Consider the following 13,360-nt stretch of genomic DNA (forward strand, 5'->3'; position numbering starts at 1 on the left):
AGTTCAGCGGACAACCAGATTGACGATTTTACCCGGCACGACGATCTGCTTGACCATCTGCTTACCCTCGACCGCGTGCTGCACCTTTTCCTCGGCCAGCGCGGCGTCGATCGCCGCCTGCTTGTCGCAGTCGACCGGCAGTTTGATGGTACACTTGAGCTTGCCGTTGACCTGCACCGCCATCTCGACCGTGTCCTCGACCGTCTTGGCCTCGTCGTACTGCGGCCACGGCGCAATGGAGAGCAGGCCCTTTCCGCCCATCTGCTGCCACAATTCCTCGGTGATATGCGGCGCAAAGGGGTTGAGCAGGGTCAGGAACGTCATATACTCCGCCTTATTGACGCCTTTGTCGTAGAATTCGTTGAGCATGGTCATCAGCGCCGCGATCGCGGTATTGGCCTTGAGGTTGTCCGCGTCGTCACCGACCTTGTTGATCGTGCGGTGCATGAGTACCTCGTGCTGCTTGGAGTAGGCATCGCCCTCCTGCACCTTTTCCACCAGCGCCCATACGCGCTCGAGGAAACGGCGGCAGCCCTTGATCGACTTAGGGCTCCACGGCGCGGCCTTCTCAAAGTCGCCGATAAACATTTCGTACAGGCGCATGGTGTCCGCGCCGTAGGTCTCTACAATTTCGTCCGGATTAACGACGTTGCCGCGGCTCTTGGACATCTTCTCGCCGTTTTCGCCCAGGATCATGCCATGGCTGGTACGCTTGGCATATGGCTCCTTGGTTGGCACCACACCGATGTCATAGAGGAACTTGTGCCAGAAGCGGCTGTACAACAGGTGGAGCGTGGTGTGCTCCATGCCGCCGTTGTACCAGTCCACTGGGGACCAGTATTCGAGCGCTTCCTTAGACGCGAGCGCCTTGTCGTTGTGCGGGTCCATATAGCGCAGGAAGTACCAGGACGAACCCGCCCACTGGGGCATGGTGTCGGTCTCGCGCTTAGCGGGGCCGCCGCAGCACGGGCAGGTGGTGTTGACCCAGTCGGTCATGTGCGCGAGCGGGGACTCGCCGTTGTCGGTCGGCTCGTAGGTGTGTACGTTGGGCAGCTCAAGCGGCAGCTGCTCCTCCGGGATCGCCACCCATCCGCACTTGTCACAGTGTACCAGCGGGATAGGCTCGCCCCAGTAGCGCTGGCGGGAGAACACCCAGTCGCGCAGCTTATACTGCACCTTGGCGCGGCCGATACCCTTTTCCTCCAGCCAAGCGATCATCGCCGGAATGGCGTCCTTGACCGTCTTTCCGTTGAGGAACTCCGAATTGACCAGGATACCGGTTTCGTCCTTGGCGGTAAAAGCAGCCTTCTGCACATTCTCGCCGCCGGAAACCACCTCGATGATCTCACAGCCGAACTTTTTGGCAAATTCCCAGTCGCGGTCGTCATGCGCCGGCACAGCCATGATCGCGCCCGTGCCGTAGCCCATCAGAACGTAATCCGACACGAAGATCGGGATCTCGCGGCCATTCACCGGATTGACCGCCGCCACGCCGTCGAGCTTAACGCCGGTCTTGTCCTTGTTCAGCTCGGTTCGCTCGAAGTCCGACTTGCGGGCAGCCTCCTCGCGGTAGGCATGGATCTCGTCGATATTGGCCAGCTTGCCCGCCCACTTTTCGACCGCCGGATGCTCGGGCGAGATAACCATATAGGTCGCTCCGAACAGGGTGTCCGGACGGGTGGTGTAAACGGTCAGCGTATCACCCTCGGTGGTCTTGAAATCGACCTCCGCGCCGGTCGAACGGCCGATCCAGTTTTTCTGCTGCACCTTGACGCGATCGATGAAGTCCACGTCGTCCAAATCGTCGATCAGGCGCTGCGCATACTTGGTGATGGCAAGCATCCACTGGCTCTTGGTCTTGTGGACGACCTCGCTGCCGCAGCGCTCGCACACGCCGTTGACGACCTCCTCGTTTGCCAGCACGCACTTGCAGGAGGTACACCAGTTGACGCTCATTTCCTTCTTGTACGCTAGGCCCTTCTTGAAAAGCTGCAGAAAGATCCACTGGGTCCACTTGTAGTAATTCGGGTCGGTGGTATTAATCTCGCGCGACCAGTCGAACGACAAGCCGAGCGCCCTGAGCTGTCCCTTAAAGCGGGCGATGTTGTTTTTGGTCACCTCAGCCGGATGAACGTGGTTTTTGATCGCGTAATTCTCGGTCGGCAGGCCGAACGCATCCCATCCCATCGGGTAAAGGACGTTGTATCCCTGCATGCGCTTTTTGCGCGCGACGATATCCAGCGCGGTATAGGAACGCGGATGGCCTACATGCAGCCCCTGTCCCGACGGGTACGGAAACTCGACGAGCGCGTAAAACTTCTCCTTGTCGCTGCCGTTCTCAGCCTCGAAGCAGTGCGCCTCGTCCCAGATGTCCTGCCACTTTTTTTCGACTTGTTTATGATCGTACTTCAACGGATTCTCCCCCTAAAGTGAATGGTTTATTTTAGACGCGGCAACGCGGCGGACACCGTTCTTCACCCGCCGCATCCCGTTTTTACTTTTCTTCCACGCCAAGGTCGCCCAGCGGCACCGGCGTTCCGTCCTTCCACAGGTTCTCCAGATTATAGAACTTGCGCGCCTCCGGCATGAACACATGCAGGACCACGCAGCCGTAATCCAGCAGCATCCACTGCGCGGATTCATAGCCTTCCGTATGGTGGACCAGGGTCTCGTGGTCGTATTTCAGGTGCCACTCCACGTTGTCCGCCAAGGCCTTGACCTGTGTGGTAGAGCTTGCCGAGCAAATGACAAAGTACTCGGTCAGCTCGGTCAGGCGCTCGACCTGGAGCACCTGGATATCCTGCCCTTTTTTCTCGATCAGGGCTTCGCAGATCGCCTTTACCGTCTGTTGTGCAGTCAATTTGCAAACTCCTTTTACTCAATAAATTATGCCTCAGGATCGCCTGGCAGAGGCGTCGTTTCGCCGCCCGAGGATTCTCCCCCGCCGGAGGAGCCGCCCGGGTCGGTCGTACCGCCGCCGCTTGCACCGCCGCTCGGGCTAGTCGTCGTACCGTCGCCGGTACCGCCGTTCGGATCAGTGGTTGTGCCGCCGCTTCCGCCACCGGAGCCGCCAGTGTTCGGGTCGGTCGTCGTGCCGCCGTTCGGATCGGTCGTGCTGCCGCCGGTACCGCCAGCGTTCGGGTCAGTCGTTGTGCCGCCGGTATCCGGTCCCGTGGTCGTGCCGCCGCCGGCGTCGCTGTTGTCTCCCTCCGTGCCGCCGACCTCAGGATCGGCCGACACATCGCCGCCGGAGGCATCGTCGCTTGGCTCATCGCTGGAGGCGGTGTCGCCCCAGACGTAATTTTCATACGGATCCGTATCGTCATAGCCGCCGCCCGAATAGCTTTCCGGACCGCTTACCATGTCGAGCGCCGTGATATCCTCTTCATATGGGTTGAAATACTGGTTGACCAGATCGAGCGTCTCCTGATAATACGGGAAAAAGAACGAATACGCGGTCGAGCTTCCCGCCGTACTCATCTGCCCATAGCCGGGCAGGGTGAAGAACTGGATGCTGTCGTTTTTGATCTTGAGCGCCTGCATGCCCATCCAGAGCAGGTTGCCCGCGGTCAGGTCAGTTTTGACGTTCTGGAACACCGCATCCGCGATACTCGGAATCTTGGTGATATTTTTCAGCTGGAAGACCTGGTTGGCCAGCTCCTTGAGGAATTTCTGCTGGTTTTCCACACGGCCCTCGTCGCCGTTGGGGTATTGTACGGAGTAGTCGTTATTATGGCGCCAGCGCAGGAACTGCACGACCTGATCACCGTTCAGCGTCTGGTTGCCCGCATACAGGTCAATGTGGAGGTCTTGCGAGGGGTCGTCGTACTCCATGCGGAACGGCACCTCATACTCAACGCCGCCGATCGCGTCCACAATAGCCGCGATGCCGTCAAAGTTGACAATCACATAATAGTCCGGCCGGAAGCCCAGCAGCCGTTCGATCTCTTTCTTGGTCTGCTCGATGCCGCCGATGGCATAGGCCGCGTTGATCTTGCGGCTCGCGCCTGTGGCACTGTTGTTGCACATGGTGTCGCGCGGGATATTCATGACGTTAATTGTCTTTTTATTGGTATCCATGGTGACGACCATGAGCGCGTCGGTCCGTGTTTCGTCCTCGTCCACCGCGCCGACCACAAAAGTGACCACATCGTCAATGCGCGTGCCCGAATTGAGCAGGCTGTTGACGTCGATCTTATCGCCGTTCTCCTTGTCCTTGATCGTAGGGTCATTGCCCTTCGGCGGACGGACAAGGATCGCTGCGGCCGCGGCCACGCTGGCCAGCAGCGCAAGCACCACCGCCACCGTGACGATGACCCGCTTCCGCTTCTGCCCTTTGGTGAGCGGCTTTTTTGTCCTGCCGCCTTTTTTGCCCGTCGGTTTGGGCGCGGTTTTGGCGGCCTGCGGCTTTTCGTCCGCGATAGGCGCCGCATACTGCGCCGTCTTTTTCTTTTTCGCGCGGCTAGGTTTACCGCTGTGGCCGCCGCTTCCTCCAAAAAGTTTCAAACGATTCCTGCCTCCAGTTTACTCCTGTCACTCCCGCCAGCGGATACCATGGTAGATCATATCGTTGTAGGCGCCGATGGTATCGCTGTGGATCAGCTTGCCCCGCGCGATCAGCTCGGTCAGCGTTTGGTCGTAGCAGTAAAGCAGCGCGCGGTCCAGGCTGAGCCTGGCAAGCTCCCTTGCTTTTTCGACCCCGGGAAAATCGCGGGTTTCCTCAATGTAATCCGCCAGATAAAGGATTTTATCCAGCAGCGTCATGCCGTGTTTTCCGGTGGTGTGGCAGGCGATGGCCTCGCACACATCCTCCGGCGCGCCGTATTCCACGCGCGCGATCGCCGCAGCGGTTTTCCCGTGCAGCATTTTCGGCTCGCTTTTTTCGACGTTACAGGGTATTATACCGTATTTCGCACATAAATTCAACTGTTCTTGCGGAGAAAGATGTTTTGTTATGTCATGCAGTATGGCTGCGAAACCCGCTTTTTCCACGTCCCCGCCGAAGCGCTCCGCCAGCAGCCTGGCCGCCCGCTCGCAGCCGAGCGTATGCTCATACCGGTATCCGTGCAGCCTCGACAGGATCCCCTTCCGCATTTCGTCGTTACACAACATAACTTTTACCCGCCTTTCTTTTTTATATCGATTTTTCTATCTTGTCAATACCCATACAGGTGATTTCGCTCGATATAATCCGCGACTGCGGGCGGGGTATAGCGGCGCAGCGCGCCGCCCTGCCGCAGTTCGGTCGAAGAGATGGTCAGGCTTTCCCCTCGGACCATCTCGATTTTGGCGTTCATGGTTTGGCGCAGGCGCGCCGCCTTGTCGGCCAGCGCGTCCCAGTCGTCCCCGTCCCGCGCGCACACGGCAAGCGTGGACAGGCGTACGATCTCCTCCGGCGCGCGCCAGATCCGGTCGAACGACAGCAGCATATCCGTGCCGACAATCAAGTAAAGCGCACGCTCGCCCCGCGCATGCAGCGCGCGCAGCGTATCGACCGTATAGCTCGCGCCGCCGCGCGCCACCTCCAGCGTGTCCAACCGTGCCCAAGGGGTATCCGCCAGCAGCAGGCGCACCATTTCACAGCGGTCGGCCACGGTCGCGGTGTCCTCCGGCAGCGCTTTGTGCGGCGGGATATTGGTCGGGATGAACAACACCTTATCCAGCCCCAGCGCTTCCCTGGCAAGGCGCGCGGCGTGCAGATGCCCCAGGTGCGGCGGGTTGAACGTCCCGCCGAGTATGCCCGTTCTCATTTGACCAACACGATCTTCCGCTTATCCTTGTCCCGCGCCTGGCGGTAGAGGATAAATTTCGAGCCGATGCACTGCACCGGTTCGGCGCCGGCCGCCTCGCACAGCGCTTCGGACACCGTGCGCGGGGTGAGCATGGCGCTTTCCAGCACCTTACCCTTGACCAGCTCGTGCGCTTCGAGCAGTTGGTCGAGCTGGCGCTCGACCGCATCGGTCACACCCTCCTTACCGATGATTAACGTATCGGCAAGCGGATTGGCAAGCGCGCGCAGCTGTGCGCGCTGTTTGGTAGTCAGCATAGATGATTCTCCTGTCTTGATCGGTTAAAGGCGGCCTTGCAGCGCCTCTTTCAACTTTCTCAGAGCGCGGCCGCGGTGGGATATCTCATTTTTGGTTTCCGGCGGCAGTTCGCCGAACGTGCAGCCGCAGGCCGGCACATAGAACAGCGGGTCATATCCAAATCCGCCCGCGCCATGGCTTTCACGGAGCAGCTCCCCCTCGCACTCGCCGCGCACGGTCAGCGTTTCCCCATCCGGCAGGATGCACGCGATCGCGCACACGAAACGGCAGGAGCGGTCATCCTGATCCTCCATATTGCGCAGCAGCAGGTCGTTGCGCGCCCGATCGGCCCCCTCGCAGTAGCGCGCGGAGTAGATGCCCGGCGCGCCGCCCAGCGCGTCCACGCAAAGGCCGGAGTCGTCCGCGATGGCAGGCAGACCAGTGAAGCCCGCCGCGCTCACCGCCTTGATGCGCGCGTTTTCCTCAAACGTGGCGCCATCCTCCGCCGGCTCGGGCGCATCCTCGGGCAGCGGGACGACCTCGACGCCCAGCGCCCCCAGAATCGCCGCCATTTCCGCTATTTTCTTTTTGTTGTGGGATGCAAGCACGAATTTCATCACAGGCTCTCCCCCATGACCTTGCTCTGCGTCCGGCACAGGCGCGCGCAGCCGCGTTTTCCAAGACCGAGCAGCTTTTTCAGCTCCCTGTCCGTGAACGGGCGCCCCTCGCCCGTACCCTGCACCTCGATAAACTCGCCTTTCGAGGTCATCACGACGTTGCAGTCCACGATTGCGTGGCTGTCCTCCGCGTAATTCAGGTCCAGCACGGCCTCATCCTCAAAAATGCCGACCGAAACCGCCGCGACCTGCGCGGTAAGCGGCATCTTATCGATCACGCCCTCGTCCAGCAGGCGCTTACAGGCCAGCCACAGCGCCACAAAGCCGCCCGTGATGGACGCGCAGCGCGTGCCGCCGTCCGCCTGGATCACGTCGCAGTCGATCGTGATCTGGCGCTCGCCCAGCGCTTCGCGGTCGACCACCGCGCGCAGCGAGCGGCCGATCAGCCGCTGGATCTCGCTTGAGCGCCCGTCCAGCTTCAGGCTTTTGATATCGCGCTTCTTGCGCGTGTTGGTTGCGCGCGGCAGCATGGCGTATTCGGCCGTTACCCAGCCGAGGCCCTTGCCCTCCAGAAACGGCGGCACCTTATCCTCCACCGAGGCGGTGCAGATCACGCGGGTGTTGCCCATCTCGACCAGCACCGAGCCTTCGGCGTACATGGTGAAATCCGTGATGAGCTTTACCGGCCGCAACGCGCCGGCTGTTCTTCCGTCCGGTCTCTGCATCAGGAAATCCCTCCTTCAAGCGGCGGCAGGACCGCCTCCAAAAATGCGGAACGGTCGAAATCGACCAGATCGTCCAAGCCTTCGCCCACGCCGACCAGCTTGACCGGCACGCCGAGTCCGGCCGAGATCGCGATAACGATGCCACCCTTCGCCGTCCCGTCCAGCTTGGTCAGTACAATGCCGGTAAGCGCTGCAACCTTATTGAATTCCTCCGCCTGATGTACGGCGTTCTGTCCGGTAGTCGCGTCCAGCACGAGCAGTGTTTCGCGCGAAGCGTCCGGCAGCTCGCGCGCAATCACACGGTCGATCTTGGCCAGCTCATTCATCAGGTTAGCCTTGTTGTGCAGGCGTCCCGCAGTGTCGATGATGATTACATCGCTGCCGCGCGCCTTGGCCGCAGAGATCGAATCGAATACGACCGCGGCCGGATCCGCGCCCTCGCCGTGGCGCACGATGTCCGCGCCCGCGCGCTTCGCCCAAATCTCAAGCTGGTCGGCGGCGGCAGCGCGGAACGTATCCGCGGCGGCCAGCATGACCTTTTTGCCCTCGCCCACATAGCGGGCGGCCAGCTTGCCGATCGACGTGGTCTTGCCCACGCCGTTGACGCCGATCACCAGCACAACCGCAGGCTTGCCTGAAACGTCCAGCGGCTGATTATCCAGCATCATATCGAGCAGCGTGTCCTTGAGGACATAGCGCAGTTCAAGCGCGGAGGTGACGTTCTGCCTCTGCGCACGCCTTTCTACCTCCATCACGATTTTGGCGGCGTTTGCCGCGCCTACGTCGGACAGGATGAGCGCTTCCTCCAGTTCTTCCAGCAGGTCGTCATCTATCGTAACAAACCCCGCGAACACCGCGTCGAGCGAGCGGCTGACCGCATCGCTCGTCTTCTGCAGCCCTTTTTTGATTTTATCGAATAATCCCATTGCTTCAGCTCCTAAATGTTACTTTCCACTACACAGAACATCATCAGCAGCGCAAAGCCCGCCGCGATCTCTGCCGCAATAAAGCGGCTGCGCCGCCGTTCGCTGTCCGCCTCGCTTTCCTCCGGCTGAGGATGCGCGTACCAGACGATGCTGCCCAGCCCGAACACGAACATAAACGGCCACACCAACCATAGAAATGCCCCTATTTCACGAAAAATTGAATAAAGATCACACAAAAGATCATACAGCACGTTCTCCATCCCCTCTCATTGCAGCGTCTTGCCCAAATGCTTTTCCGCCTCCGCCAGGTTGAGCATCAGCATCTTGGAAACCCCCTGCTCCTGCATGGTGACGCCGTACAGCATATCAGCCTCTTCCATGGTGCCTCGGCGGTGCGTAATCACGATGAACTGCGTCGCGCCGGCCAGTCGACGGATATACTGCGCGAACCGCGCGACGTTCACATCGTCCAGAGCGGCCTCGATCTCGTCCAGCACGCAGAACGGAGTGGGGCGCAGCTTGAGGATCGCGAAATACAGCGCGATCGCAACGAACGCTTTTTCGCCGCCCGAAAGCAGCGTCAGCGTCTTGACCGCCTTGCCCGGCGGGGAAACCCGGATATCGATCCCGCAGTTCAGGATATCCGAGGTATCCGCAAGCTGCAGTTCCGCATGGCCGCCGCCGAATATCTCGCGGAACGTCTGCCCGAAATAAGCGTTGAGCTTGGCGAATTCCGAAGCGAAAATTTCTTTCATATTGACGGTTAGTTGTTCAATGACCTTGTAAAGCTCTTTCTGCGCTTTTTCCAGGTCGTCCTTTTGCCCGCCCATAAAAGTATACCGCTCAAGCGCCTGCCGGTATTCCTCCACCGCGTCCAGATTGACATTGCCGAGCGCGCGCATCCTACCCCGCAGGGACTGCACCTGCTCTTTCGCCGCGGGTACGTCCTCCAGCGGGCGCGCAGCCTCCCGCGCGGGCGTAGGCGTCAGCTCATAGCTTTCCCACATTTTATCCAAAATCTGCGCTTCCTCGTTTTTCAGCTGCACCGAACGGTTCTCCAACCGCGCGGATTCCCGCTCAAGGCCCAGTATTTCTTCATTTTTCCCCTGCGCCTCGCGGTCGACCTGCGCGCGTTCGCCCTCGACCCGTTCGCGCTGCTGCATCTGCGCGGCGATCTGCCCGTTCAGCTGTGTGGCCGCCGCACGGTTCTCCTCTTCCGCGTCCTGCGCGCGGGACAGCGCTTCGGTCAGGCGGGCGATTTCCTCCTCAAAGCCGGCGATGGTTTCCGCGGAGCCCGAAACCCCTGCGTCCAACCCGGCCTTAAGCCGCTCCAAGTCAGCCAGCGCGCGCGCTTCGCTTGCGGCCTCCGAGCGGTTCTCCGCCAACTCGGTCTGCACCGACGCGGCCTGCGCCGTATGGCTGGCCGCCTGCGTGTCCAGCGCTTCCTGTGCGGCGTGGCATTGCTCCACCGCCTCCTCCGCGTCCGCGAGCGCCTGCCGCGCCTCGTCCTGCTTCTGTCCACATTGAGCAATCGTTTCCTGATATCGCTGCCTTGCCGCGGCAAGGTTATCCCGTTCGAGCACCAGCCCGTCGTACTGTGTCTGCAGGCTTTCCAGCAACGCCCCGTGCTGGGAAACCGACGCGCGCAGCCCCGCTTCCTCCTGCGCGGCGCGGGCGCGCTCCGCCTCGATCGCCTTCAGGTCGTAATCCAGCGCCGCCAGTTCTTCCTTTGCCGCATGGAACGCGCGTTCCGCCTCCTGCTTCTGTTTTTCGAGTGCCTTTGCCTGCTCCTGCGCGGCGCGCAGCCTGCTCGCGCGCGCAAGCGCGCCCGTACCGCGGGAGGCCGAGCCGCCCGTCATCGCGCCGCCGGCCTGGATCACCTGGCCGTCCAGTGTCACGATACGGAAGCGGTGGCCATACGTCCTGGCGAGCGCCAAAGCAGTATCCATATTTTCGCACACCACCGTGCGCGCAAGCAGGTTTTGTGCAATGGCTGCATAGCACTCATCAAAAACAACCAAACGATCAGCGGTTCCAAAGCAGCCTTTCTGCGCCTCCAAGCCGCTTTCCCGCAACAAATTTGGTCGGATCGTGTCAAGCGGCAGAAAGGTTGCGCGCCCGCCGTCCGTTCGCTTCAGATATTCGATGCACCGCTTGCCATCCGATGCCGTATCCACCACAATGGAGGACGCGGACGAACCAAGCGCCGTATCGATCGCGGTGACGAACTGTTCCTCCGCCGAAAGCAGCGCGGAAACCGGCCCATGCACTCCGCGCATCGCGCCGCGCTCCACCTGCTGCATGATCGCCTTGACGGAGCGCGAAAAACCTTCGTAATCGCGCCGCATATCGGACAGCATCTTCACGCGGCCCTGCGTCTCGGTCAACGCCGCCGCCGCCTTTTCCAGCGTTTCCCTCAGGGCCTCCACCTTTCTGCGGCGGCTTTCCGCTTTCAGCGCCACGCCCTGCACCTTATTTTTCGCCCCCGCAAGGGTATCCAGGCAGCCACGCATGCGCTCTTCCAGCTCGTTATGCGCGTCCTGTTCCGCTTCCAGACGCCTGCCCGCGGCTTCAATGTCGGACACGATCGTCCCGCGCCGTCCGTCCATGCCGGCTAGACCAGTTTCCGCCGCCGTGCGGTCGATCTCCAGCGCATGCAACACGTCCTGCCGCGCCGCACGCTCCTGTTCCGCGCGGTGCAGCGCGCGTTCAGCCTGCTCCCGCTGGGCGGCCTGCTCGTCTCCCTGCCGCTTCAAATCATCCAGACGCGCGGCCAGACCCTCCCGCTGGGCATCCAGCAGCTCGATACGCGCGCGCCGTTCGGCAAGCTGCGCGCCAAGCCCTGCGGCCTGCTCGGCACGCTGGGCGCTCTCCCGCTCGGCGCGGTCGATGTTATCCCGATTGTTCTGGATGTTCGCTTTGAGCACCGCCGCGCGGCTCGCCTGCTCGGCGGCGCGCTGCTCCGCCTCGCGGAGCTGCTGGCGCAGGCGGTCGGAAGCGCGGTCGATGCCGCGCATTTCCTCAGAAAGCCGTTCTGACCGTGTGTAAAGTGCTTCCTGTTCTTTTTTTTCCTCCGCAAGCTGCGCAGCGCAAGCCTCTGCGTCCTGCGCAAGCTTTGCGGTATCCCCCTTGATGCGGTCGAGCGACAGCAGCCAGAGCGAAATCTCCAGCACACGCAGCTCGTCACGCAGCAGTAAATACTGCCTTGCCTTTTCCGCCTGTTTTTCCAGCGGTCCGACCTGGCGCTCCAATTCGTCGTACAGGTCGCGGATACGGGTCAGGTTATCCTCCGTAGCGGAGAGCTTGCGCTCGGCCTCCTCCTTGCGGTAGCGAAATTTGGTGATGCCCGCAGCTTCCTCAAATATCTCGCGCCGATCCTCGCTCTTGAGCGACAGGATCTCGTCGATGCGGCCCTGCCCGATGATGGAATAACCATCCCGTCCCAGTCCGGTATCCATAAACAACTCATGGATATCGCGCAGGCGGCAGTGCTTTTTGTTCAGAAAATATTCGCTTTCCCCCGAACGGTAGTAGCGTCGGGTGACCATGATCTCGGTGAATTCTGACCGGAACACGCCCTCGGAATTATCCAGAATGAGCGAAACCTCGGCAAAGCCGACCGGTCCGCGCCTAGCCGTTCCGCCGAAAATAACGTCCTCCATCTTGGCGCCGCGCAGGGAACGTGAGGACTGCTCGCCCAGCACCCAGCGGATCGCATCCGAAATATTTGATTTCCCCGAACCGTTCGGTCCGACGATCGCCGTTACGCCGCCGAGAAAATTGATCTCGGTTTTGTCCGGAAAAGACTTAAAGCCCTGTAAAACCAGGCTCTTCAGAACCATGTAGCACCTCAAAGATATATATGGTATTATTTTACCACCGCGCGGCTTTTTTTTCAATGCGCAGCGCGATAATTTACAGCTTGGCCATAAATCGCCCGCACTGGACAGACGCGTTCCGCCATGCTATGCTGGTAGGCAGGAGGCGAAGCACATGAATGAAAGGGAGCAAACGGTCCGCCTGTGGTTTGACATGTGGCTGCAGGCAGAGGATCGCGGCATTATGTCTATTTTTGCGCCGGACTGCATATACACGGAAAGCTGGGGGCCGGAGTACCACGGCGCGGCACAGGTCAAGCACTGGTTCGAGGAATGGAACGCGCGGGGTCGGGTGCTGGTCTGGGATATCCTCCGGTTTTTCCATACGGAAAGCCATACCGCAGTCGAATGGCGCTTCAAAAACCAGATGCTGGACGGACGGGCGGAGGAATTCGACGGTTTTTCGCTCATCCGCTGGACGGCAGACGGCAAAATCGCTTCGCTCAAGGAGTTTGGCTGCAATATTCAGACTTATGACCCATATGCAGACGGCCCTGTGCCTCGCTTCCGACAGGAAGGCGCGCGCTGGTTTTAACCCCGTTCTGTCCAAACAAAAACTGATCTCGGAACCAGGCGTCCACCCTTTCCGAGATCAGTTTTGTTTCATTAAAAACAGCTTGAGCACCTCTTCCGCCAGCTTAAGCTCGCGCGCGGAGCAGCGGTCAAGCATATCCCGCACCGCCGACGCATCCCCGCGCGGCTCGCCCTCACCCAGCACGATGTACTCCATCGGCAGGTGCATGGCGCGCGACAGCTTGATCAGCGTATCCAGTGACATTTGCGACGTGCCAACCTCAAGCTGGCCGTAATAGCCCATCCCGATATCCGCCAGCTCCGACATTTTCTCCCTCGTCAGCCCCAGCTCGGTCCTGCGCTGGCGCAGGCGGTGGCCCATATCGATCAACTGCTGTTTCTGCATTATTTTTCAGCACCTCTTTTTTGTTATTGTAAAACAGATGCCCTTATGTTAGAATATGTTATAAGATATCTTTTTATGTTATCTATTGTTTCTTTGGATTGCCTCTGTGCAAGGAGATGCCCCATGAAAGACAGCAGCGCAGAAAAACCCAGGGCCGAAACCGCCGAACAGGACCTCCGCGCGCTCGCGGCGGTGATCGCGGCCGTGACCCGTCTGATCGGCGGAGCGGGAAAAAAGCCGGAATAAAGCCGCAAAAGCGCCCCGAGCGA

The 13,360-nt window shown here is 60.4% G+C and carries 14 protein-coding genes; 2 read left to right on the top strand and 12 right to left on the bottom strand.

Annotated elements, in window-relative coordinates:
- Positions 1-3: 3 nt before the first annotated feature.
- The 11 genes from leuS to smc form a co-directional block, all read right to left on the bottom strand.
- The gene (gene leuS / locus H8S45_RS05950; protein ID WP_054326128.1) at positions 4-2,412 is read right to left on the bottom strand and encodes a leucine--tRNA ligase; all 2,409 of its coding nucleotides are present in this window, start codon (positions 2,410-2,412) and stop codon (positions 4-6) included.
- An 82-nt stretch (positions 2,413-2,494) separates the two neighbouring features.
- The gene (gene rsfS, locus H8S45_RS05955) at positions 2,495-2,860 is read right to left on the bottom strand and encodes a ribosome silencing factor (protein WP_054326127.1); all 366 of its coding nucleotides are present in this window, start codon (positions 2,858-2,860) and stop codon (positions 2,495-2,497) included.
- Between the two features lie 26 nt (positions 2,861-2,886).
- Positions 2,887-4,506: an LCP family protein gene (locus tag H8S45_RS05960; RefSeq protein ID WP_054326126.1), complete on the bottom strand. Its 1,620-nt coding sequence runs from the start codon at positions 4,504-4,506 to the stop codon at positions 2,887-2,889.
- A 27-nt stretch (positions 4,507-4,533) separates the two neighbouring features.
- Positions 4,534-5,112 (bottom strand): bis(5'-nucleosyl)-tetraphosphatase (symmetrical) YqeK, encoded by a 579-nt coding sequence (gene yqeK, locus H8S45_RS05965; RefSeq protein ID WP_054326125.1) that lies wholly within the window; start codon positions 5,110-5,112, stop codon positions 4,534-4,536.
- A gap of 44 nt (positions 5,113-5,156) precedes the next feature.
- Positions 5,157-5,750, bottom strand: a complete 594-nt coding sequence (gene nadD / locus H8S45_RS05970) for a nicotinate (nicotinamide) nucleotide adenylyltransferase (RefSeq protein ID WP_107630712.1) — start codon at positions 5,748-5,750, stop codon at positions 5,157-5,159.
- On the bottom strand, positions 5,747-6,046 hold the full coding sequence (locus H8S45_RS05975) for a YhbY family RNA-binding protein (protein ID WP_054326123.1): 300 nt from the start codon (positions 6,044-6,046) through the stop codon (positions 5,747-5,749). Before H8S45_RS05975 ends, nadD begins: the two co-directional genes overlap by 4 nt.
- Positions 6,047-6,070: 24 nt before the next feature.
- Positions 6,071-6,643, bottom strand: coding sequence for an RdgB/HAM1 family non-canonical purine NTP pyrophosphatase (gene rdgB / locus H8S45_RS05980; protein WP_186949806.1), 573 nt, complete (start codon positions 6,641-6,643; stop codon positions 6,071-6,073).
- Complete coding sequence (rph, locus tag H8S45_RS05985) at positions 6,643-7,368, bottom strand: ribonuclease PH (protein ID WP_054326122.1); 726 nt, start codon at positions 7,366-7,368, stop codon at positions 6,643-6,645. Before rph ends, rdgB begins: the two co-directional genes overlap by 1 nt.
- Positions 7,368-8,294, bottom strand: a complete 927-nt coding sequence (gene ftsY, locus H8S45_RS05990) for a signal recognition particle-docking protein FtsY (RefSeq protein ID WP_054326121.1) — start codon at positions 8,292-8,294, stop codon at positions 7,368-7,370. Before ftsY ends, rph begins: the two co-directional genes overlap by 1 nt.
- Positions 8,295-8,305: 11 nt before the next feature.
- Positions 8,306-8,482, bottom strand: a complete 177-nt coding sequence (locus H8S45_RS05995; RefSeq protein WP_153802369.1) for a hypothetical protein — start codon at positions 8,480-8,482, stop codon at positions 8,306-8,308.
- 78 nt (positions 8,483-8,560) lie between these two features.
- Positions 8,561-12,136, bottom strand: a complete 3,576-nt coding sequence (gene smc / locus H8S45_RS06000; protein WP_147573852.1) for a chromosome segregation protein SMC — start codon at positions 12,134-12,136, stop codon at positions 8,561-8,563.
- Between the two features lie 151 nt (positions 12,137-12,287).
- Here smc and H8S45_RS06005 point away from each other — a divergent pair, with 151 nt between their 5' ends.
- Complete coding sequence (locus H8S45_RS06005) at positions 12,288-12,707, top strand: nuclear transport factor 2 family protein (protein ID WP_186949808.1); 420 nt, start codon at positions 12,288-12,290, stop codon at positions 12,705-12,707.
- Positions 12,708-12,764: 57 nt separating this feature from the next.
- Here H8S45_RS06005 and H8S45_RS06010 read toward each other — a convergent pair whose 3' ends face one another.
- Complete coding sequence (locus H8S45_RS06010; protein ID WP_186949810.1) at positions 12,765-13,091, bottom strand: helix-turn-helix domain-containing protein; 327 nt, start codon at positions 13,089-13,091, stop codon at positions 12,765-12,767.
- Between the two features lie 123 nt (positions 13,092-13,214).
- Between H8S45_RS06010 and H8S45_RS16565 the strand changes: the two genes are divergently transcribed.
- Positions 13,215-13,337: a hypothetical protein gene (locus H8S45_RS16565; RefSeq protein ID WP_256435185.1), complete on the top strand. Its 123-nt coding sequence runs from the start codon at positions 13,215-13,217 to the stop codon at positions 13,335-13,337.
- Positions 13,338-13,360: the final 23 nt, after the last annotated feature.

The organism is Agathobaculum faecis (assembly GCF_014287995.1).
In the GTDB taxonomy this organism is placed as follows: Bacteria; Bacillota; Clostridia; order Oscillospirales; family Butyricicoccaceae; genus Agathobaculum; species Agathobaculum ammoniilyticum.